This is a genomic window from Haloferax sp. SDI50 (assembly GCF_059802635.1).
In genome coordinates, this window is sequence record NZ_JBPULL010000001.1 from 2,278,477 (window position 1) to 2,297,164 (window position 18,688).

19 protein-coding genes are annotated in these 18,688 nt (G+C 67.4%); 9 read left to right on the forward strand and 10 right to left on the reverse strand.

What is annotated here, in order from left to right; translation table 11 throughout:
* Positions 1-84: 84 nt before the first annotated feature.
* A complete protein-coding gene (locus ACSR87_RS12000; protein ID WP_498530626.1) occupies positions 85-582 on the forward strand; it encodes an HTH domain-containing protein in 498 nt (165 codons plus the stop codon).
* 38 nt (positions 583-620) lie between these two features.
* Here ACSR87_RS12000 and ACSR87_RS12005 read toward each other — a convergent pair whose 3' ends face one another.
* Positions 621-1,100 carry a DUF7984 family protein gene (locus ACSR87_RS12005; RefSeq protein ID WP_008577771.1) on the reverse strand — a complete coding sequence of 160 codons (480 nt, stop codon included), beginning with the start codon at positions 1,098-1,100 and terminating at the stop codon, positions 621-623.
* Between the two features lie 248 nt (positions 1,101-1,348).
* Between ACSR87_RS12005 and ACSR87_RS12010 the strand changes: the two genes are divergently transcribed.
* From ACSR87_RS12010 to ACSR87_RS12020, 3 genes are all read left to right on the forward strand, one after another.
* Positions 1,349-3,271, forward strand: coding sequence for a beta-CASP ribonuclease aCPSF1 (locus ACSR87_RS12010; protein WP_498530627.1), 1,923 nt, complete (start codon positions 1,349-1,351; stop codon positions 3,269-3,271).
* Positions 3,272-3,814: 543 nt separating this feature from the next.
* Positions 3,815-4,198 carry a methylglyoxal synthase gene (locus ACSR87_RS12015; RefSeq protein ID WP_498530628.1) on the forward strand — a complete coding sequence of 128 codons (384 nt, stop codon included), beginning with the start codon at positions 3,815-3,817 and terminating at the stop codon, positions 4,196-4,198.
* 141 nt (positions 4,199-4,339) lie between these two features.
* Positions 4,340-4,780, forward strand: coding sequence for a DUF7332 family protein (locus ACSR87_RS12020; protein WP_498530629.1), 441 nt, complete (start codon positions 4,340-4,342; stop codon positions 4,778-4,780).
* Here the strand turns inward: ACSR87_RS12020 and ACSR87_RS12025 are convergent, their stop codons facing one another.
* Both ACSR87_RS12025 and ACSR87_RS12030 read right to left on the reverse strand, forming a co-directional pair.
* Positions 4,781-5,587, reverse strand: coding sequence for an endonuclease III domain-containing protein (locus ACSR87_RS12025; protein WP_498530630.1), 807 nt, complete (start codon positions 5,585-5,587; stop codon positions 4,781-4,783).
* A gap of 69 nt (positions 5,588-5,656) precedes the next feature.
* Positions 5,657-6,082: a DUF371 domain-containing protein gene (locus ACSR87_RS12030; protein ID WP_498530631.1), complete on the reverse strand. Its 426-nt coding sequence runs from the start codon at positions 6,080-6,082 to the stop codon at positions 5,657-5,659.
* Between the two features lie 299 nt (positions 6,083-6,381).
* On the opposite strand from ACSR87_RS12030, the gene ACSR87_RS12035 reads away from it, so the two are divergent.
* From ACSR87_RS12035 to ACSR87_RS12045, 3 genes are all read left to right on the forward strand, one after another.
* Complete coding sequence (locus tag ACSR87_RS12035; protein WP_008092382.1) at positions 6,382-7,305, forward strand: coiled-coil protein; 924 nt, start codon at positions 6,382-6,384, stop codon at positions 7,303-7,305.
* A gap of 90 nt (positions 7,306-7,395) precedes the next feature.
* Entirely contained in the window at positions 7,396-8,397 is a 1,002-nt protein-coding gene (gene sppA, locus ACSR87_RS12040; RefSeq protein WP_498530632.1) for a signal peptide peptidase SppA, read from the forward strand.
* A 43-nt stretch (positions 8,398-8,440) separates the two neighbouring features.
* Positions 8,441-9,577 carry a DUF373 family protein gene (locus ACSR87_RS12045; RefSeq protein WP_498530633.1) on the forward strand — a complete coding sequence of 379 codons (1,137 nt, stop codon included), beginning with the start codon at positions 8,441-8,443 and terminating at the stop codon, positions 9,575-9,577.
* A gap of 36 nt (positions 9,578-9,613) precedes the next feature.
* On the opposite strand, the gene ACSR87_RS12050 is transcribed toward ACSR87_RS12045, so the two are convergent.
* On the reverse strand, positions 9,614-9,805 hold the full coding sequence (locus tag ACSR87_RS12050) for a DUF7333 family protein (protein WP_498530634.1): 192 nt from the start codon (positions 9,803-9,805) through the stop codon (positions 9,614-9,616).
* A gap of 88 nt (positions 9,806-9,893) precedes the next feature.
* Positions 9,894-10,676, reverse strand: a complete 783-nt coding sequence (locus tag ACSR87_RS12055; protein WP_498531062.1) for an aldo/keto reductase — start codon at positions 10,674-10,676, stop codon at positions 9,894-9,896.
* Between the two features lie 236 nt (positions 10,677-10,912).
* Between ACSR87_RS12055 and ACSR87_RS12060 the strand changes: the two genes are divergently transcribed.
* Positions 10,913-11,110 carry a hypothetical protein gene (locus ACSR87_RS12060; RefSeq protein ID WP_013035477.1) on the forward strand — a complete coding sequence of 66 codons (198 nt, stop codon included), beginning with the start codon at positions 10,913-10,915 and terminating at the stop codon, positions 11,108-11,110.
* Positions 11,111-11,323: 213 nt separating this feature from the next.
* Here ACSR87_RS12060 and ACSR87_RS12065 read toward each other — a convergent pair whose 3' ends face one another.
* Together ACSR87_RS12065 and ACSR87_RS12070 are read right to left on the reverse strand one after the other, a co-directional pair.
* The gene (locus tag ACSR87_RS12065) at positions 11,324-12,187 is read right to left on the reverse strand and encodes a 2-oxoacid:ferredoxin oxidoreductase subunit beta (protein ID WP_008573370.1); all 864 of its coding nucleotides are present in this window, start codon (positions 12,185-12,187) and stop codon (positions 11,324-11,326) included.
* Positions 12,184-13,944, reverse strand: a complete 1,761-nt coding sequence (locus ACSR87_RS12070) for a 2-oxoacid:acceptor oxidoreductase subunit alpha (RefSeq protein ID WP_008573371.1) — start codon at positions 13,942-13,944, stop codon at positions 12,184-12,186. Before ACSR87_RS12070 ends, ACSR87_RS12065 begins: the two co-directional genes overlap by 4 nt.
* A 306-nt stretch (positions 13,945-14,250) precedes the next feature.
* Here ACSR87_RS12070 and ACSR87_RS12075 point away from each other — a divergent pair, with 306 nt between their 5' ends.
* Positions 14,251-14,895, forward strand: coding sequence for an FAD-dependent oxidoreductase (locus tag ACSR87_RS12075; protein WP_498530635.1), 645 nt, complete (start codon positions 14,251-14,253; stop codon positions 14,893-14,895).
* A gap of 50 nt (positions 14,896-14,945) precedes the next feature.
* Here the strand turns inward: ACSR87_RS12075 and ACSR87_RS12080 are convergent, their stop codons facing one another.
* Genes ACSR87_RS12080 through ACSR87_RS12090 form a run of 3 tightly spaced genes read right to left on the reverse strand, consistent with a single transcriptional unit; the run spans position 14,946 to position 18,533 of the window.
* Positions 14,946-15,767 carry an ABC transporter permease gene (locus ACSR87_RS12080; RefSeq protein WP_498530636.1) on the reverse strand — a complete coding sequence of 274 codons (822 nt, stop codon included), beginning with the start codon at positions 15,765-15,767 and terminating at the stop codon, positions 14,946-14,948.
* Entirely contained in the window at positions 15,764-16,615 is an 852-nt protein-coding gene (locus ACSR87_RS12085) for an ABC transporter ATP-binding protein (protein WP_498530637.1), read from the reverse strand. Before ACSR87_RS12085 ends, ACSR87_RS12080 begins: the two co-directional genes overlap by 4 nt.
* Positions 16,608-18,533: a NosD domain-containing protein gene (locus ACSR87_RS12090; RefSeq protein WP_498530638.1), complete on the reverse strand. Its 1,926-nt coding sequence runs from the start codon at positions 18,531-18,533 to the stop codon at positions 16,608-16,610. The genes ACSR87_RS12085 and ACSR87_RS12090 overlap by 8 nt, the downstream gene beginning before the upstream one ends.
* Positions 18,534-18,688 lie beyond the last annotated feature (155 nt).

The window sequence follows — 18,688 nt, forward strand, 5'->3', positions numbered from 1 at the left end:
CGGACGACGTTCGGCGGTTCCGGCGGACGCATAGATACATATCGCCGGCTACCCTACCAGTACGTGGTGGTTGGCGTGCTAACAATGGACACAATTGTACGCGGCGAACGGCCGACTCCTCGGGAGGGGACGGTCCGAATCGAACTGTGGGTTCCGAGCGGGCGGCGCGCGGAGTTCACACCGGTCATCGAGCGACTGGACGACGCCGTCGACCGCGGCCTTATCGAGGAGTACACCGTCGAGACGTGGGACCGGTTCGTGGACCTTTCAGGGAGCCTGAATCCGCGCGAGCGACGCGTCCGCGACCGACTCGCGTCGTACGCGCGGTGGGCGGCGACGCGCGGCGACCGACTGACGGGGTTGGGCGACCCCGGAGTGCGCGGCGTCGGACGGATGGGCCCGGAGCGGCTGACCCGGCGGACCCCGCGGGCGGTCATGGCGGAGTACGAAGACGGCGTGCTCACCTACGTGACCGCGTGCGAGGAGTGCGTGGGCGCGTTCCGCGAGCGCCTCCGCGAACTCGACACTGCGGGCGAACGCGAGTCCGAGACCTCGTCGGAGCCCGTCAGAATCGAGTGGTAAGCGCCCCGTCCCTCGTTTTTCCGTGATATCTTCGACCGTCAGCGCCGACTGTCGAACGGTGAGTCACCCTCGCGCCACGACCACCCCGGCAGGCGCGTCTGAAAGCCCGCGGCGAGCGCGGCGTCGAGGTCGTCGCGGCCGGCGGGACCGTCGGTGTGGACGGCCACGTCCGCGAAGTGGAACGTCGCCTGCGCGAGGAGTCGGAGCGGCTCACCGCCGGCGATGGTCGCCGCGAGTTCGCGGCCGAGCACCTCGTCCACGACGAACCCCGGATAGTCGTCCTGTACGTCCAGCCGCTTGAGGATGCGGACGTAGGCCGCGACGTTGACGCCGACCTCGCCGTCGGCGAACACCGTATCGACCGCCTCGCGGTAGGCCGCCTCGTCGACCGCGCCGACGCGCGTGTCGAACTGCTCGCCGAGTCGCCGTCGCGTCTCGTTGATGAGCGGGACGACCACGTCCGCGCGCGCTCGAACCCAGTCGTGTTCCGCCGAGACGGCCGCCGGTGTGAGTTCCATGGTCGTCGGTCGGCCCCGAGACGCTTCGGCTTTGCGAAGGGTTTTATACTGGCGACATGGTACTGTCGGGTAAGCGGGTTTTCCCTGCCTCTTCCCGCAGTCGAGATACAACCGTATTCAGTTCACTATGCTCTCTCCGCAGTCGGCCGAGACTGGCACTCGTACACGTGGACCGGCTCGCGTCGACGCTCCTGAGGTAGGGGTTCCCGAGACCTGCCGGCGCAGGACCGGACGGGTCGCTCGTAACTATGAGCTCCGTAGATAAACAACTCGAGAATCTGAAGGCAGAGATTACGAACGAACTCCCCCGCGACATCTCGGTTTCCGACGTCAAGTACGAGGGTCCCGAACTCGTCGTCTACACGCGCGACCCGAAGAAGTTCGCTCAGAACGGCGACCTCATCCGGAAACTCGCGAGTAAGCTCCGAAAGCGAATCACGGTTCGCCCGGACCCGGACGTGCTGTCCGACCCCCGCGAGGCCGAACCCAAAATTCTGAGCGTCATCCCCGAGGAAGCGGGCGTCACCGACCTTGACTTCCACATCGACACCGGCGAAGTCGTCATCGAGGCCGAGAAACCGGGCATGGTCATTGGTCGCCACGGCTCGACGCTCCGCGAAATCACGCAGAAAGTCGGCTGGACGCCCGAAGTCGTCCGCACCCCGCCCATCGAGTCCTCGACGGTTTCGAACGTCCGCAACTTCCTGAAGCAGGAACGCGAGGACCGCCGCCGCATCCTCGAACGGACCGGCCGGCAGATTCACCGCGAGCAGCTCTCGGACGACGAGTGGGTCCGCATCACGACCCTCGGCTGCTGCCGCGAAGTCGGCCGCGCGTCCTTCATCGTCTCGACGCCCGAGACCCGAATCCTCGTCGACTGCGGCGACAAACCCGGCTCCGACGACGTGCCGTATCTGCAGGTCCCCGAGGCGCTCGGGTCGGGCGCGAACTCGCTCGACGCGGTCGTCCTCACCCACGCTCACCTCGACCACTCGGCGCTCATCCCGCTTCTGTTCAAGTACGGCTACGACGGCCCCATCTACACGACCGAGCCGACCCGCGACCTCATGGGCCTGCTCACGCTCGACTACCTCGACGTCGCCTCGAAGGAGGGACGCACCCCGCCGTACGAGTCCGAGATGGTCCGCGAGGCCATCAAGCACACCATCCCGCTGGAGTACGGCGACGTGACCGATATCGCGCCCGACGTGAAGCTCACGTTCCACAACGCGGGCCACATCCTCGGCTCCGCCGTCTCGCACTTCCACATCGGTGACGGCCTCTACAACGTCGCGTTCTCCGGCGACATCCACTACGAGGACACTCGCCTGTTCAACGGCGCGGTCAACGACTTCCCGCGCGTGGAGACGCTCGTCCTCGAATCGACCTACGGCGGCCGCAACGACTACCAGACCGACCAGCAGGACTCCGAAGAGCGCCTCATCGAGGTCATCAACGAGACGTACGACCGCGGCGGCAAGGTCGTCATCCCGGCGTTCGCCGTCGGTCGCTCACAGGAGATTATGCTCGTCCTCGAAGAGGCGATGCGCTCGGGCAAGATTCCGGAGATGCCCGTCCACCTCGACGGGATGATTTGGGAGGCGACGGCCATCCACACGACCTACCCCGAGTACCTCCGCGACGACCTCCGCGACCGCATCTTCCACGAGGACGAAAACCCGTTCCTCGCCGAGGAGTTCAACCACATCGACGGCGGCGAAGAGGAGCGACAGGACGTCGCCGACGGCGACCAGGCCATCATCCTCTCGACCTCCGGGATGGTCACCGGCGGCCCCATCATGTCGTGGCTCCGCCACGTCGGCCCCGACCCGAAGTCCCGACTGGTCTTCGTCGGCTACCAGGCGCAGGGGACGCTCGGCCGCCGCATCCAGAACGGTTGGGACGAGATTCCGGTCAACGGCCGCGACGGCATGGGCCGGTCGGACACGCTGAAGCTCAAGATGGACGTGGAGACGGTCGACGGTTTCTCCGGTCACGCCGACCGGCAGGGCCTCGAAAACTTCGTCAAGACGATGAACCCGCGCCCGGAGAAGGTGCTGTGCGTCCACGGCGACGAGCGCTCCGTCCAGGACCTCTCGTCGGCGCTCTACCACGACTACAACATGCGGACGTTCGCGCCGAAGAACCTCGAAACGTTCCGCTTCAAGTAACGGCCTGCGCTTCCCGTTCGGCGGTTATCCTGTCCAGCTAGTATAATTACCAGCGGACAGATAGGTACTCGACGAGTATTCTCAATCGAAAACCGGACGGGAATCGCGTCCCGGGTATCATCGCTGTCGTTCTCGTCGGAATTGTCCTCGTCATCGTCGGCGCAGTGGTACTCACGGCGGTGTTGGGTATCTCGTACTCAACACGGCCGAACAGGTGGGTCCCACTCCGTCCGTGTCGTTTCAATTCGGCGTCAGCGACGGCGCGGCGACGATAGCACACGCTGGCGGTGACTCGTTTTCGGCGGGCGAGATGCTTGTGGTCGCCGGCGACACCGAACAGTCGTGGGCGTCGCCGTCGGGCGAAGACGGACCCGTCGAACGGGCGATTCGATTTCGTTCGACGTTGCGAGCGGCGAGACTGTCGAACTCGTCTACGTGGGTGGCGACGGACGCGAACTCGTCGGTCGGTTGAGCGCGTAGTCACCCCCGCGAACGAACTTCGATTGGCGAACATTAATCAGGACTCTCGAACGAGTGGTTGCCATGCGTCTCGCACTTATTGCGCACGACGAGAAGAAGCCGGACCTCATCTCGTTCGCTGAGGAGCGGCAGGACGACCTCGAACGCTTCGACCTCATGGCGACGGGGACGACCGGTCAGCGACTCATCGACGCCACGGGGCTCGACATCGAGCGCAAGCAGTCCGGGCCGCTCGGCGGCGACATGCAAATCGGCGCGGAGATTGCCAGCGAGACCTGCGACGGCGTCATCTTCCTCCGCGACCCGCTGACCGCCCAGCCCCACGAGCCGGACATCACCGCCCTGCTCCGCATCTGCGACGTTCACCAGACGCCGCTTGCGACCAACCTCGCCAGCGCGGACGCCGTCCTCGACGAACTCATCCGACAGCTCGACGGCGAGGAGTAGTCACCGGGACCGAACCGCGTCGGGACCGAGCCGCGCCGCGCCGCGACCCGCGCGTCCATCGCCTCGTTTCGCTTCGAGAGACGGTATCACGCCTGAGAATCGCGGCGTATCCTTAATTAGCAGCGCGCCGGAGGCGACGGTATGCACGCCGCGACTCGCGCATCCCTGACGCTCGCCGTGATTCTCACTGTGGCGACCGCCCCGGTCACCGCCGCGACTGCTGCGACCGGCCCGACCTCGCCGTGTTTTCCCGGCGAGGGCCACCAGTTCGACATCGGCGGCGAGGGTGCGGGCATCGACCTCGTGGTCTTCCTCTCGATGTTCGAGAACCTCGGCGGCGAGGGCGGCTTCGGGATGGAAGCCGGCGGCTCCGTCGGCAACGACTCCATCGTCCAACTCCGGGCGGGGGTTGCCTTCGACGGCGTCGGTCCCGCCGCGGCGTTCCTCTCTGACCCCTTCTCGCGGTTCAGCGTCGTCTACGACTACTCGATGAACCTCCCGATGTTCGCTGACTCGGGCATCGAATCGAGCTACGAGGACGACGGCTCGCCGGTGGGTGGACTCGACGCGAAATCCTGTTAGTCAGTCGTCCGCGGCCGCGGGGTCGGTGACGGACTGCGCCGCCGCGTCGACGCCGACCATGTCGCACACGTCGGCCATCGGGCACGCGTCGGGGCCGTCGAGACACGCGGGTTTTCGGGCCGTGCAGAACTCGCGACCGAACTGAATCATCGCGGTGTGGCCGAAGCCGCACTTCTCGTCGGGAATGTCGCGTTCGAGCGCCGCCCGAACGCCTTCGTGGTCGGCGTCGGCGGGCGCGAGCCCCATCCTACGGGCGATGCGGTGGACGTGGGTGTCAACCGGGAAGACGCCGCCGCGCCCGCCCGCAAAGAGGAGGACGCAGTCGGCGGTCTTCGGGCCGACGCCTTTCATCTCCAAGAGGCGGTCGCGGACCGTCGCGGGCGCTTCCTCGCGGACGTAGCGGTCGAAGTCGGCCTCGCTCCCGAAGTCGGCCAGCACCTCCTCCGCGACGCCCTGGATGAGCTTCGACTTCTGGTTGTAGAGGCCGCCGGAGCGGATGGCCTCGACGATGCCCTCGCGGTCGGCCGCCGCCAGCGACTCGGCGAGGTCGCCGCCGCCGTACTGCGCCATGAGTTCGTCGTGGGCGGGCTGGCTCGCCTTGTCGCTCGTGTTCTGGCTCAGGATGGTTCGGACGAGACACTCGAAGCCGCCCTGCCCGCCGTAGGCTTTCCGCCAGTAGCGCTCGCCGAGCCGGTCGACGACGACCTCGGCGCGCGTCGCGGTCTCGGGGTCGGCGGGGTCGAACGCCGTCTCTCGGCCGCCGCCGCTCGCGCCGCCGCTGATGTTCTCTGCGGGTTCGTCGGGCATATTCGGTGGTTACGACCGCGCGGTGAAAAACGCATCCCGTCGGTCGACTCCTCGGCCGACTGCGCCGAGTTACTCGACTTCGATGGTGACGGTCAGTTCCGCGCCGTCGGCGAGCGCCGAGACGAGGTCGCGGTCGAAGCCCGCCGCGGCGTGGGCCGCGTCGACCGCGCCGGTTCGGTCGTCCACGTAGTCGCTCGTGCGGAAGACGATGCTGCGGTCGCCCTCGAACGTGAGGTCCGGGTGTCCGCGAGCGCGGACGGCCTGCTCGTGGGTTTCGTCGCCCGCGTCCACGCGGACGTGCACGTCGATAGCCGCGTCGCGGGACTGGCAGGCCTCGACGAACGCCGGGTCGAAGTCGGCGGGCGTGCGGTCGGCCTCGACGCCGATGATGCAGTCGCCCGAGGGGGTGAGCCAGTCGTCCGTCGTCACCTCGAAGGTGCTCGCGTGTTCGGCGCGTACGTGTTCGTGGCCGCGTGCGCGAATGACCTCTCTCATGACGTGGCATCCGACCCGACTCGGTTTAGCCCCCACGATTCACATCCCATTTATATACGACTGTGGCAATGACTAACATGGAGAATACGGTCGATACGAGCGGTGTGGTAACTGTTTTCACCCGAATACCCACCGAAGTATTTATTAACTGGTCGCTTGTATGTGTATGTACCTGAGCGCCTCCGGCGTTCCGGCGGCATCGCACGCAGAATGATCGGGAATTCTTATCCACGGTCGGTCGCACTCCCACGAGCAGCCGCCACGCACGGAGTGGTGATGGTATCGAGGATTGATTACGCATGGTAACGAAGCAGGAAGTACTTAGCGAGTTCGACGTGCAGGAACTCGACGAGGCACGAAACATCGATCTCCCAGACGAAAAGCTCGAGAGCGGCTCGAAAGGCGAACTCATCAAACTCGCCGGTCAACTCCGTGACCGCCGCAATGAACTAAACCAGATGGCTTCCGAGCGCGCATCCAAGCGCGACGACCTCAACGCGAAGACTCGCGAGAAGGTCGACGAAGCCCAGAAGCACCGCGAGAAGCGCGACGAGATGAACTCGCAGGTGCAGGAACACAAGCAGAGCCGCAACGAGCTCAACGCGAAGGCCAACGAGCTCTTCGACGAGGTCGACGAGATGAAAAGCGACCTCGAGCTCGACGACGGCAAGGACATCGACGAGCTCAAAGAGGAGATCGAGCAACTCGAGTTCCGCCAGCAGACCGAAGTCCTCTCGACCGAAGACGAGCGCGAGCTCATCGAGAAAATCGAGAACAAGCGCGAAGAGCTTCGCCAAAAAAAGGACAAGGTCGAAGAGAGCGGTGACCTCGAAGCACTCATCGAAGAGGCAGAAGAGGTCCGCTCCGAGGCGTCCCAGCACCACCAGAAGGTGACCGAGCTGGCCGACGACGCCCAGGAACACCACAACCAGATGATCGAGGCCTACCGCGAGGCCGACGACATCCGCGACAAGGCCGACGAGATGCACGAGCTCTTCGTCGAAGCCCAGGAAGCGGCCGACCGTCACCACGAGGACTTCGTCCGCGTCCAGAAGCGCCTCCGCGAGCTGGACAAGAAAGAAGAGCGCCAGCGCAAGGACTCCCGCGCCGAGGAGCGCGAGGCCGCCAAGGCCGAGGCCGAGGAGATCTACCAGAAGTTCAAGGAAGGCGAGACCCTCGAGACCGAGGACCTGATGAAGCTCCAGAAGTCCGGTCTGCTCTAAACCCCGGTCACTTTCTCTCTCTTCGTCGCGCTTGCGACGTATCATTTTTATGCCGTTCGAAGCCCCAGCGACAGCCATGAGTGATTCACCGTGACCGACAGCTTCACGCGCGTCTACCGGCTGGCTATCGTGGTCGTTCTCGCCGTCGTCGGGGTGGCAGTCGGCTGGATTCTGTTCTACCGCGTCCCCGACACGCTCGCGGACCTCGCGGGCGTCCTCCTGTTCATCGGGACGGTCGTCGTCGCGCTCCGCGTCGGCGGCAGGCTCGCCGCCTCGGCGTTCCCCGACTACGACGTGGCCGAAGTCGCCGTCGAAGGTCCCATCTCCCGCGACGGCGGCGGCGGTCCGGTTCCGGGTCGCGGCGGCGGGACGCCCGCCGACGACATCGTCGAGCAGGTCGACGCCGCGGCCGACGACGACAGCGTCGACGCGCTGCTGGTCAAACTGAACACGCCCGGCGGCGAGGTGCTGCCGAGCGACGACATCCGCCGGGCCGTCGCGGACTTCGACGGGCCGACGGTCGCCTACGCCACGGACACTTGTGCCTCGGGCGGCTACTGGATCGCCAGCGGCTGCGACGAACTGTGGTCCCACGACGTGAGCGTCGTCGGCTCAATCGGCGTCATCGGCTCGTCGGTCAACGCCTCGGAGTTGGCCGACAAAATCGGCCTCTCCTACGAGCGGTTCGCCGCGGGGAAGTACAAGGACGCCGGAATGGCGCTCAAGGAGCCGACCGAGGACGAACGCGAGTACCTCCAGGGGCTCATCGACGACTACTACGACGACTTCGTCGAGCGCGTGGCCGAGGGCCGCGACATGGACCCGCAGGTCGTCCGCGACACCGAAGCCCGCGTCTACCTCGGTGAGGAGGCCCACGAACTCGGACTGGTCGACTCGCTGGGGACCCGCGACGACGTGGAAGACCGACTCGCTGAACGCCTCGGCCGCGACGAGGTGTCGGTGCGGGAGTTCACCCCCGAGGTCGGCCTCACCGACCGGCTCCGCGGTGGCGTCGAAGGGGCGGCGTACGCCTTCGGCGCGGGACTCGCCTCGTCGGTCGACCCCGACGACGGCTTCTCGTTTCGGTTCTGACGACTGGGAGGCTTTTTAGCCCGCGCCCCCGTTCGTCTTCCACGTGACAACGCTCGTCCTCTGTGTCGACCGGGCGAACGACATCGGCCGCAAGACCGGGCTCTCGACGCCCGTCGTCGGCTGGGAAGCGGTCCGGTCGCTCGTCACCGACGTGGGCCTCGCGGACCCGGAGGATTCGAGCGTCAACTGCCTTCTCGCGGCGCTTCGGACGACGCGCGAACTCAGAGACGAGCGCGAGGACGCCGAAATCGCGGTCATCTCGGGGACGAGCGACAGCGCCGTCGGAGCCGACCGCGCCGTCGCGCGACAGCTCGACGACCTCGCCGAGCAGTTCGACGTCGAGTCCGCCGTCGTCGTCATCGACAGCGCGGAAGACGAGCGGCTCGTCCCGGTCGTCGAAAGCAGGTTCCGGGTCGACGCGGTCGACCGCGTGGTCGTCCGGCAGGCCCACGACATCGAGTCGACGTACTACCTGCTCAAGCAGTTCCTTGGCGACGAGGAGCTTCGCTCGACGGTACTCGTCCCGCTCGGCGTCGGCCTGCTTCTCGTCCCGTTGCTGCTCGTCCAGTTCAGCCCCGAGGTCGCCATGGCCGGGCTCGCCGCCCTGATGGGCGCGGTGCTGCTCTACAAGGGACTGGCCATCGACGAGTTCCTCTCGGACGCCCCGGACCAAATCCGCGACGCCCTCTACTCCGGGCAGGTGTCGGTCGTCACCTACGCGGTCGCGGCCGGGCTGGCCATCGTCGGGCTGTTCCTCGGCGCGCTCGCCGTTCGGTCCCCCGGCGTCGGCGGGGGCGAGGAGGTGCTCGTCCCGTCGCTCCTGTTCGTCTACCACAGCGCGCCGTGGCTGGCGCTCGCCGCGCTGACCGCGAGTGCGGGCCGCCTCTTGGACGAACTCATCGGGAGCGAGCGCGTCTCCACGTCGTACATGAACCTCCCGTTCGGCGTCGTCGCCATCGGGCTCGTCGTCCGCGGGTTCGCCGGCTTCCTCCTCGAACGACAGGGCGAGCTAGCGAACCTCGAACTGCTCGGGCGACTCGCGCTCACGCCGGTCCAGCGGCTGGCGATGTTCATCGTCGCCGGCGTCGTCGTGAGCGTCGTGGGCGTCCGCGTCTCCGCGAGCGTCTCGGACGAGACGCTGGAGGACGTCGTCGACACGCCCAGAGAAAACGAGAGCTGAGGATTTCTGTCCCGTGTTTTCGTTTCGTCCCCGTCGTTAGTTCGACGCCCGGTATTCGCCGTGTTTGACGCCGATGGCGAGACAGAGAGCCCCGAAGACGAGCATCGACGGCGTCACCATCATCAGGACCGTACTCGTTGCCATCGCGTCCATTCCGACGAGGGCCGCGGTTCCGACGACGACGAGCGCGACGAGCAACGCGACTGTCTTGGGGAGGTCGAACTCCATGGGATTCTGTCGGGACTCGTTCGACAAATCCGTTGCGGCTCCGGGCGACGAATCGAGAGTCGAACCGGGATAAGGCGGGTTCAGTCGCTTACCAGGGCGCGAAGTCGGGGTCGACGCGGCGGTCTTCGATGTCGATGGCGTCGATGGCGGCCACGTCCTCGTCGTCGAGTTCGAGCGCGAGCGACTCCCAGTTGTCGCGGATGTGGGCCTCGCCCGTCGCTTTCGGAATCGCGGTGACGCCCTTCTCGCGGAGCCACGCCAGAGACACCTGCGCCTCGCTCGCGTCGTGTTTCTCCGCGATGTCGGACAGCACGTCGACGTCGAAGACCTCCCCGCGGGCGAGCGGCGAGTACGCGACGATTTCGATGTCCTCCTCGGCGCAGACCTCGCGGAGTTCCTCCTGCTGGAAGAGCGGATGCATCTCGATTTGGTTGGCGAAGACGCCGGACTCGGACAGTTCGACGGCCTCGCGGACCTGTTCGGGCTCGAAGTTGGAGATGCCGACGCGCTCGGTCAGCCCTCGCTCGACGAGTTCGTCGAAGGCCGCAAGCGTCTCCTCGGCGTCGTACTCACGGGACGGCCAGTGGACGTACAGGAGGTCGACGTAGTCGACGCCGAGCTTTTCGAGGCTCGCTTCGGTGCTCTCGATGACGTCGTCGTGGGACAGTTCGTCGGCCCACACCTTCGTCGCGAGGAACACGTCGTCGCGGTCGACGTCGGCGGCGGCGATGCCCGCGCCGACCTCCGCCTCGTTTCCGTACGCTTGGGCGGTGTCGATGTGGCGGTAGCCCATCTCCAGCGCCGTCTGCACCGCGTTGCGACACTCGTCGGCGTTCGTGTTCTGCCACGTTCCGAGCCCGAGCATCGGCATCCCGTTCGCTCGCGGTGCGTCGTCTGCTGAAGCGAGGTTCCCCGTCATGACCGATTCAAGGGCCGCGAGTTGAAAAGACGTTCCGGAAGGGCGGGCGAATTTCCGGCTTTCACGGCCTGAGGGTGTGTCACACGGGGTCTCAGACGCTCGCCACTCGATGCCGCTCGACGCCGCCCGACGCTTGGCGGCGGATAGTTTATATGTCATGTGGTAGCATATCTGACTGGTGGTCAGGAATGTCGTCCGCATCAGAGCCGTTGACAGAAGAGAACACGAACGCGTTCGCACACCGTATCGCGGGTGACTCGCTCGTCTACGAGTGTCCGAACTGCGAGTTCGGTGAGGTGCTGGTGACGGAGCTCATCGAGTCCGACGACGCGCGGTGTCTCGACTGCGGGACGCGCTACCGGCTCAACATCGAGACGGTGGCGTAAGAGCGGGTCGTCGGGAGACTCGGTGGCGGGTCGGTCGGCTCGGTCGCCCGGACCTCCTTGGTCCCGCTCGGACCGACTCGGTCAGTCGATTCTTTTTGGCGTGAAGCGTTCGCGGCGCTCGCGGGCCTATCGAGCAGTCGGGGACGATCGAAAGAACGGTCGAAGTTCGGTGAGCGGTCGGCGCGGCGTCAACCGCGAGTTCGGCGGTCGTCGTTAGTAGAACTCGCGGACGAGGTCCATCGCGTCGTCGGGCGCGCCCGACGGAATGTCCGACATGTTCTGGTCGACGCCGAACTTCTCCTCGTAGGAGACGGAGCTTTCGTCCTTGTAGATGATGCCCTCGTACTCCTTCGACGAGTCGAGAATCTTCTCCTTGGCCGCGTCGTAGTCGGTCGGGTCGTGGTCGGTGTCCGCGAGGTCAACGAGGTTGTCGCGGAAGTAGTCGTAGGTGTCCACGTCGTTGAACGTGACACAGGGACTGAACACGTTCACGAAGCCGAAGCCGTCGTGTTCGATGGCCTCCTGGACGATTTCCGCGTGGCGCTTGTGGTCCGTCGCGAACGACTGCGCGATGAACGTGCCGCCGGCGGCCAGCGACAGCGCGAGCGGGTTGACCGGGGGCTGCTGGGGCCCTTCGGGGGTCGTCGAAGTCTCGAAGTCCTCGCGCGAGGTCGGCGAGGCCTGTCCCTTGGTGAGGCCGTAGATGCGGTTGTCCATGACGGTGTAGGCCATGTCCACGTTGCGGCGGACGGCGTGGATGAAGTGGCCCGCGCCGATGGAGTAGCCGTCACCGTCGCCGCCGGCTGCGACGACGGTCAGGTCGGGGTTCGCCAGCTTGACGCCGGCGGCGACCGGGAGCGAGCGCCCGTGGACGCCGTGGATGGCGTACGAGTGCATGTACGTCCCGATTTTTCCGGAACAGCCGATACCGGCGACCATGAACGTGTTGTCGGGGTCGGTGCCGGAGTTGGCCAGCGCTTTCATGATGCCGTTCATCGTCCCGAAGTCCCCACAGCCGGGACACCAGGTCGGTTGTTTGTCTGACTTGAAGTCGGTGAAGCGGACGTTTGAGCTCATGCTGAGACCTCCTCTGCGTCGAGGGTGGCTTTGATTTCGTCTGCGAGTTCGTCCGCCTTGAAGCGGACGCCGTCGTATTTGTTAATGCGCTTGACACGGGTCAATGTGTCGTGCTCGACGACGTTGGCGAACTGCCCCGTCGCGTTACACTCGACGACGATGACCTCGTCGGCCGCCTCGATTTCCTCGGTAAGGTCCGGCCGCGGGAACATGTACGGGACCGACAGGAAGCGCACGTCGATGCCGTCTTCTTCGAGGAAGTCGAGCGCCTCGACGAGCGCGCCCTCGTTGGAGCCCCACGAGAGGATGAGCGTGTCGGAGTCGGCGTCACCGAACTCGCGCGGCGAGAAGTCCTCGGTCTCCTTTGCGGTCTCGACCTTCCGGTCGCGCTTGTCGACCTGCTCGACGCGCATCGACCGGTCTTCGGTCCGCCGACCGAGTTCGTCGTGTTCGAGGCCCGTCGACATGTGCGCGCCCTGTTCCGTACCGGGGAACGCGCGCGGGCTGACGCCGTCGTCGGTGAGCGCGTGCGGCTGGAAGCGACCTTCCTCGTCGAGCCACTCGTCGATGGAGTCGTCGTCGACGACCTTGCCGCGGTCGATTTCGACTTCGTCCATGTCGAACGTCTCGGGGGAGAACGTCTGTTCCGTGACCGCCATCGCGAGGTCGGCCGCGACGTACACCGGAACCTGGTACTTCTCGGCGAAGTTGAACGCCTCGACGGTCTTCCAGAAGCACTCGTCGATGCTCGTCGGCGCGACGACGAAGCGCGGAATCTCGCCGTGGCCGCCGTACAGCATCATGTTGAGGTCGCCCTGTTCCTGCTTGGTCGGCATCCCCGTCGAGGGGCCCGAGCGCATCACGTCGACGATGACGAGCGGCGTCTCGGAGGTGGCGACGAGCCCGAACGTCTCGGTCATCAGGTCGATGCCCGGACCGGACGTGGCGGTCATCGACCGCGCGCCGGCGCGCGCCGCACCGAGCGCGAGGTTGATGGCCGCGAGTTCGTCTTCCGCCTGCACGACGTGGCCGCCGTAGCGTTCGATGCGGCCGGTGAGGTACTCCATCACGTCGGTCGCGGGCGTGATGGGGTAGCCGGCGTAGAAGCGACAGCCGGCGGCGATGGCGCCCATGCCGATGGCCTGGTCGCCGTTGATGAGCACGTAGTCCTCGTCGGTCGTCTCGAGGTCGTAGTCGAACTCGTGGTCGTACTCGTCGTGGACGTATTCGAGGCCCGCGCGGGCCGCCTTCTTGTTGTTCTCGACGATGGCCTCGCCCTTCCCGCCGAAGCGCTTCTGGAGCGCGCTGTCGAGGTTCTCGATGGGGAAGTCCGCGACGGCGCACGCCGCGCCGAGCGCGACGACGTTGCGCATGATTGCGCCGCCCGCCTCCTCGGCGAGCGCCTTGAGGGGGATGTCCAGCCCGACCATTCCCTCGGGGATTTCGACGTCCGCCATGGTGGAGCGGTCGCCGTCGTAGATGATGACGGAGCCCTCGTGCAGTTCGTCGAGGTTCTCGTCGATTGTTCGTTGTGTGAGCGCGATGAGCACGTCGAGTCGGTCGACGACGCTCTGCACGGGGTCGATGGCAGTCCGAACCTTGTACGCGGTGTATCCGCCCCGGATTCGCGAAGCGAAATCCTTAGACGTGAACACGTGGCGTCCGGCCCGGGAGAGTGCCTGAGCGAAAATCTTCCCCGTGGAGTCGATGCCATCGCCAGCCTCGCCGCCGATGGCCCAGTTGAAGTCCGCAGGCATGCTGGGTGAAATCTACCCATAGCCGGGTCAAAAGCCTTCTGAAAATTGGTGTTAAACGACGGTACTGATAATAAATGAAAATTTGACGTGTAAGTTCTGTGGGTGCCTAAAATAGGCTGACCTACGGACTAATATACGAATTGTGGGGATAGAATCGACCAAATGTCTAATTGAGGTGTGTTTCACCATCTCGTGGCAATTATCTCCGGTTCACACTATGTGCACGGTCAGCACGGTTCGGGGCTGACTCCGGCGCGCACGTCCGGGAAGACAAGGCCCTTGTGAGCCTGCGACCAACTCGGTCGCATGGACGCAATCGTCACCGTCGCCGTAGCCCGCGATGTCGGTCCCGGAACGGTCGCCATCGAGTTCGAGACGCCCGACGGCTTCGAGGCCGCGCCGGGTCAGTTCGTCAAGCTCTCCGCCGAGGTCGACGGCGAGTCGTACGCGCGGTTCTACACGCTCTCGTCGCCCGGCGTCGGCGACACCTTCGAGGTGACCGTCGGCATCGACCCCGAGGAGGCAGGGCCGTTCAGCCAGCACCTCGACTCGCTCGCCGCCGGCGACGACGTCGAGATTTCCGGGCCGTTCGGGCAGAGCTACTACGACGGCGAGTCGCGCGTGGTCGTCCTCGCGGGCGGCCCCGGCGTCGGCCCCGCGGTCGGCATCGCCGAGGCCGCGGTCGCCGACGGTAACGAGGCCGCCGTGGTCTATCTCGACGACGCGCCCGCCCACGAGGAACGGCTCTCCGCGCTCCGCGACGACGGTGCGAGCGTCGTCGTCACCGGCGACGAGTCCGACCTCGCAGACGCCGTCGCCGACGCGCTCACCGGCGACGAGGGCGAACAGCTGTTCGTCTACGGCTTCGCAGACTTCGTCTCGCGCGCGACCGACGCCGTCGAGGCCGCCGGCGGCGACGCCGACGGCGCGAAGGTCGAGAACTTCGGATAACCGCTTCGCGCGCGCTGCCTGCGCCGGCCGCGGCGCTCGCGCCGACAACACTATTCTACCGGTCGCCACGCCGTCAGCACCGCGACCGCGAGCGCGACGACGACCCAGCCGACGAGCCCCGCGAGCGCCGCGGCCGGCGACCCGCCGCCGCCGGTCTCGACGGCGACACCGAGGACGAGCGACCGAAACGCGCCGTTCGGGCTCACCGCGAGCGCGAGTGGCACCGCGTCGATGCCGAGGGTCCCCGAGGCAAGCCCGGCGACGGCGGCGGCGTCGACACCGACGACGAAGGCGACGACCAGACCGACGGCGAGCGCAATCGCCTGTCGAGCGGTCCGCGCGGCGGCCGAGACGGCGAGCGCGACGGCCGCGACCGCGAGCGCGAACAGCACCGCGAGGACGGCAAACCGGAGGAACGCGACCGGCGAGTCGGCGGCCTCGTTCAGCGCGAGAAACGTCGGGTCCGGCGGCGAGAGCACCGGGACGGTCGCGCCCGCGGCGAGCAACGACCCGAAGACGACGAACACGAGCGCGAGCCCGCGGCCGAGGTAGACGCCGCCGACGTAGGCCGGGCGAGACACGTCGAACGTGCGGAGCACGTCGAGTTCGCCCGACTCGCGGTCCGAGAGCACCGCCCGGTAACAGAGCGCGACGGCGAGCAGCGGGACGAGCGCCTCCACGAACGGGACCAAATCCAGCACCAGCGGGACGTAGCCGCCGCGCGCGCCGGAGCCGGCGGCCGCGACCGCGACGACCGTCAGCCCGAAGACGACCGAGAGCGCGACGACCGCCGGAGTCCTGACGACCGTTCGAAGCTCCCGGGCCGCGATGGCGAACAGGTCGGTGAGGGCGTCGGAGCCGGCGTCGCTCATCTCCCCGTCACCTCCTCGGTCGCCACGAGGTCGCCGAAGGCGGTCTGGAGGTCGGCCGCGCCGACGGATTCGACCACCGCCCGCGGGTCGCCGTCGGCGACGAACCGGCCGCCGTCGAGGACGACCACCCGGTCGGCGGTCCGCTCGACGGGGCCGAGGTTGTGCGACGAGAGGACGACCGCGACGCCCGCGTCGGCGAGGTCGGAGACGATGTCGAACAGTCGCTCGACCATGCCGGGGTCGAGGCCGCTGGCCGGCTCGTCGAGGACGACCACGGCCGGGTCCCCGACGAGCGCCCGCCCGAGACCGAGGAGGCGCGTCATGCCGCCGGAGAGCGCGCCCACCCGGCGGTCCGCGGCGTCCACGAGGCCGACGCGCTCCAGCACGCCGGCCACGTCCACGTCCTCGTCCACGAACTGCGCGTAGAAGTCGAGCGTGTCGGCCGCGGAGAAGCCGGCGCGGAAGCCGGGCTGTTGCGGGAGGTAGCCCACGCGGGCGCGGCCGCCGCCGCTCTCTGTCGGGTCCACCGTGACGGTCCCCTCGTCGGGCGCGCGGACTCGCGCGAGAAACCGCAGGAGCGTGGACTTCCCCGAACCATTGGGGCCGACGAGCGCGACGATTTCGCCGGGCGCGACCGACAGCGAGACGCCGTCGAGGACGCCCACGTCTCCGAAGGCGTGACTGAGGTCGGTCGCGGCGATAGCCGGCCCGTTCGAGGCCGAGACGGCGGCTTCGCCCGTCGATTCGTCGGAGCCTGTCTCGGCAGTCTCGGCGGTCGTCGCGGGGTCGGGACTCGGCATCGTGGTTGGGTCGTCAGTCGTCGGGGGTGTCTGGTCGCGGTCAGTCATCGGTCTCCTCCGTCGCGTTCAGGGCGGCGAGCGTCTCCGGTCGAACTGGCTCTGTCCGGGGCGCGGCGTCGACCACGCCGGACCCGCGGAGGCCGGACACCGCGTCGCGGGCGCGGCGGAGCGCGCGCATCGCGGGGGACTCCGAGAGCGCGAGCGCGCCGGGTTCGCGGCCGAGTTCGGCGTCGACCGCCCCGGAGGGCTGGTACGGCCGGTCGTAGACCCCGTCGGCGTCGGCGTCTTCGAGCGGGAGGTCGCCCCAGTAGTTGCCCTCGCCGCCGGCGGTCCACGTCCGCATCGGGCCGAGCGACGACTCGACGCGCACGTCGTTGTCGACGATGTCGTTTCGGACGACGACGTTCGTCGGGAACGTCGAACTCCCGCGGATACCGACCCCGTTTCCGGCGACGACGTTTCGGACGTACACCTGCCGGTCGCCGCTCACGTCCATGCCGTAGTCGTTGCCGGCGAAGACGTTGTCCGCGACGTAGGTGTCGCTCCCGGCGGGCATGAACCCGAAGTCCGACTCGCGCACGTCGTTTCCGACGACGAGGTTGCCGACGGGCCGGGTCATGAGGACGACGCCGATGCGGTCCCCGCGGACGACGTTGTCGGCGACGAGCGCCTCGGAGGTGTACATCTGGTGGACGCCGTAGCGGCCGTCTTCCATGCGGTTGTCGCGGACGACGCTGCCGTCGGCGCGGTGGGTGTAGACGCCGTCGCGGCCGTCGAGGAACGTCGAGTCCTGCACGACCGCCCGCTCGCCGATGAGGACGACGCCCATGAAACCGTCGGACGGCTCGTCGGCCCCGCGGACGGTCACGCCGTCGACGACGCTGTCGGCGCTCTCGCGGGCGATGATACCGCTCGCGGGCGTGTCGATTTCGACGCCGCGGACCGCCGACTCGTTCGCGCCGTCGAGGACGACGCCGGCGTCGCCGCGGCCGTAGGCGAGTTCGACGCGGGTGTCCCAGTCCACGGACTCGTTGCTGGCGCGGACTCGTCGCGTCCCCACCCCGCCGACGCCGGCGAGTGAGAGGTTTCCGACCGCGCTCCGGTCGGCGCGGAGGTGGACGACGCTGCCGTTGCCGTCGCCGACGAGTCGCGTGTCGCGTCCGGCACCGCGGAGCGTCACCGAGCGGTTCAGGTCGACCGCGTCGACCGAGTAAGTGCCCGCGGGGACGTAGACGGTCGTGTTCGCGGGGGCCGATTCGACCGCCGCCTCGACGGTCGGCGCGTCCTCGCCGACGACGGTCGAAACGGGTCTGTCGAACAGCGCATCACTCGCAGCGGTGGTCTGGTTCGCCCACTCGTGGTGGGCCGCGACCGACGACTCGAAGGCGTCGAGGCGGGACGAAAGCGGGTCGCCGGCGCGGTCGCGGAGCGTCGCCCACCCGACCACCTCGCCGCCATGGGCGTCCGCGAACGAGCGCGCCGCGTCGGCGTCGGAAAACGGGACCGCAATCGGGCCGGAGGGGACTCGCGCGCCGGAGTCCACGACGAACGACGCCTCGGACGCCTTCGTCCAGCCGGGGTTGCGGTTGTGTTCGGTTCGGAGGGAGCCGTCGGCGTCGAGGTCGGGCGAGACGGTCGCGTAGTCGGTGACGAACACCGCGAGCGGGTCACCGAACTGGCGGGCGCTCTCGGGCGTGGACACGTCGGCGGCGGCGGTTCGCACGTCGTAGTAGCCGATGACGTAGCGGTACCGCGAGAAGTGGACCTGCGCGAGCGGGACTTCGAACCCCTCGACCTCGGCCGTGCGAACGTCGACCGACGTGCCGCCGGTCTTGACCGTGTCGTCGAAGGCGACCGGCGAGACGGACCCGGTGGCGGGGACGACGAAGGAGACGCTCGCGAGGACGAAGACGAGCGCCGTCGCGGCGGCGACCCAGCGGGTCGTCTCGGGCGTGAGAAGCGCCATCGGTCAGCGCCCGACTCCGACGGGCTCGGGGACTGCGGCGGGCTGAGCCGCCGCGTCGGGGAATCCCGCATCTGTCGCGCAGCCGTGCATAGCCGGTGCTAAGCGGTCCGGGGGTGATATGTGCGATGGTCTGTGCGTCGAAGCCCCGGGGCCGA

What these genes read in the sequence shown, in the direction of transcription:
- ACSR87_RS12000 (WP_498530626.1), top strand. Translation starts at nt 85, where the DNA reads ATGGACACAATTGTACGCGGCGAACGGCCGACTCCTCGGGAGGGGACG.
- ACSR87_RS12055 (WP_498531062.1), bottom strand. Translation starts at nt 10,676, where the DNA reads ATGCCGATGCTCGGGCTCGGAACGTGGCAGAACACGAACGCCGACGAG.
- ACSR87_RS12090 (WP_498530638.1), bottom strand. Translation starts at nt 18,533, where the DNA reads ATGGCGCTTCTCACGCCCGAGACGACCCGCTGGGTCGCCGCCGCGACG.
- ACSR87_RS12005 (WP_008577771.1), bottom strand. Translation starts at nt 1,100, where the DNA reads ATGGAACTCACACCGGCGGCCGTCTCGGCGGAACACGACTGGGTTCGA.
- ACSR87_RS12085 (WP_498530637.1), bottom strand. Translation starts at nt 16,615, where the DNA reads ATGACTGACCGCGACCAGACACCCCCGACGACTGACGACCCAACCACG.
- ACSR87_RS12060 (WP_013035477.1), top strand. Translation starts at nt 10,913, where the DNA reads ATGTCGTCCGCATCAGAGCCGTTGACAGAAGAGAACACGAACGCGTTC.
- ACSR87_RS12025 (WP_498530630.1), bottom strand. Translation starts at nt 5,587, where the DNA reads ATGCCCGACGAACCCGCAGAGAACATCAGCGGCGGCGCGAGCGGCGGC.
- ACSR87_RS12050 (WP_498530634.1), bottom strand. Translation starts at nt 9,805, where the DNA reads ATGGAGTTCGACCTCCCCAAGACAGTCGCGTTGCTCGTCGCGCTCGTC.
- ACSR87_RS12030 (WP_498530631.1), bottom strand. Translation starts at nt 6,082, where the DNA reads ATGAGAGAGGTCATTCGCGCACGCGGCCACGAACACGTACGCGCCGAA.
- ACSR87_RS12080 (WP_498530636.1), bottom strand. Translation starts at nt 15,767, where the DNA reads ATGAGCGACGCCGGCTCCGACGCCCTCACCGACCTGTTCGCCATCGCG.
- ACSR87_RS12065 (WP_008573370.1), bottom strand. Translation starts at nt 12,187, where the DNA reads ATGAGCTCAAACGTCCGCTTCACCGACTTCAAGTCAGACAAACAACCG.
- ACSR87_RS12035 (WP_008092382.1), top strand. Translation starts at nt 6,382, where the DNA reads ATGGTAACGAAGCAGGAAGTACTTAGCGAGTTCGACGTGCAGGAACTC.
- ACSR87_RS12015 (WP_498530628.1), top strand. Translation starts at nt 3,815, where the DNA reads ATGCGTCTCGCACTTATTGCGCACGACGAGAAGAAGCCGGACCTCATC.
- ACSR87_RS12010 (WP_498530627.1), top strand. Translation starts at nt 1,349, where the DNA reads ATGAGCTCCGTAGATAAACAACTCGAGAATCTGAAGGCAGAGATTACG.
- ACSR87_RS12020 (WP_498530629.1), top strand. Translation starts at nt 4,340, where the DNA reads ATGCACGCCGCGACTCGCGCATCCCTGACGCTCGCCGTGATTCTCACT.
- ACSR87_RS12075 (WP_498530635.1), top strand. Translation starts at nt 14,251, where the DNA reads ATGGACGCAATCGTCACCGTCGCCGTAGCCCGCGATGTCGGTCCCGGA.
- ACSR87_RS12070 (WP_008573371.1), bottom strand. Translation starts at nt 13,944, where the DNA reads ATGCCTGCGGACTTCAACTGGGCCATCGGCGGCGAGGCTGGCGATGGC.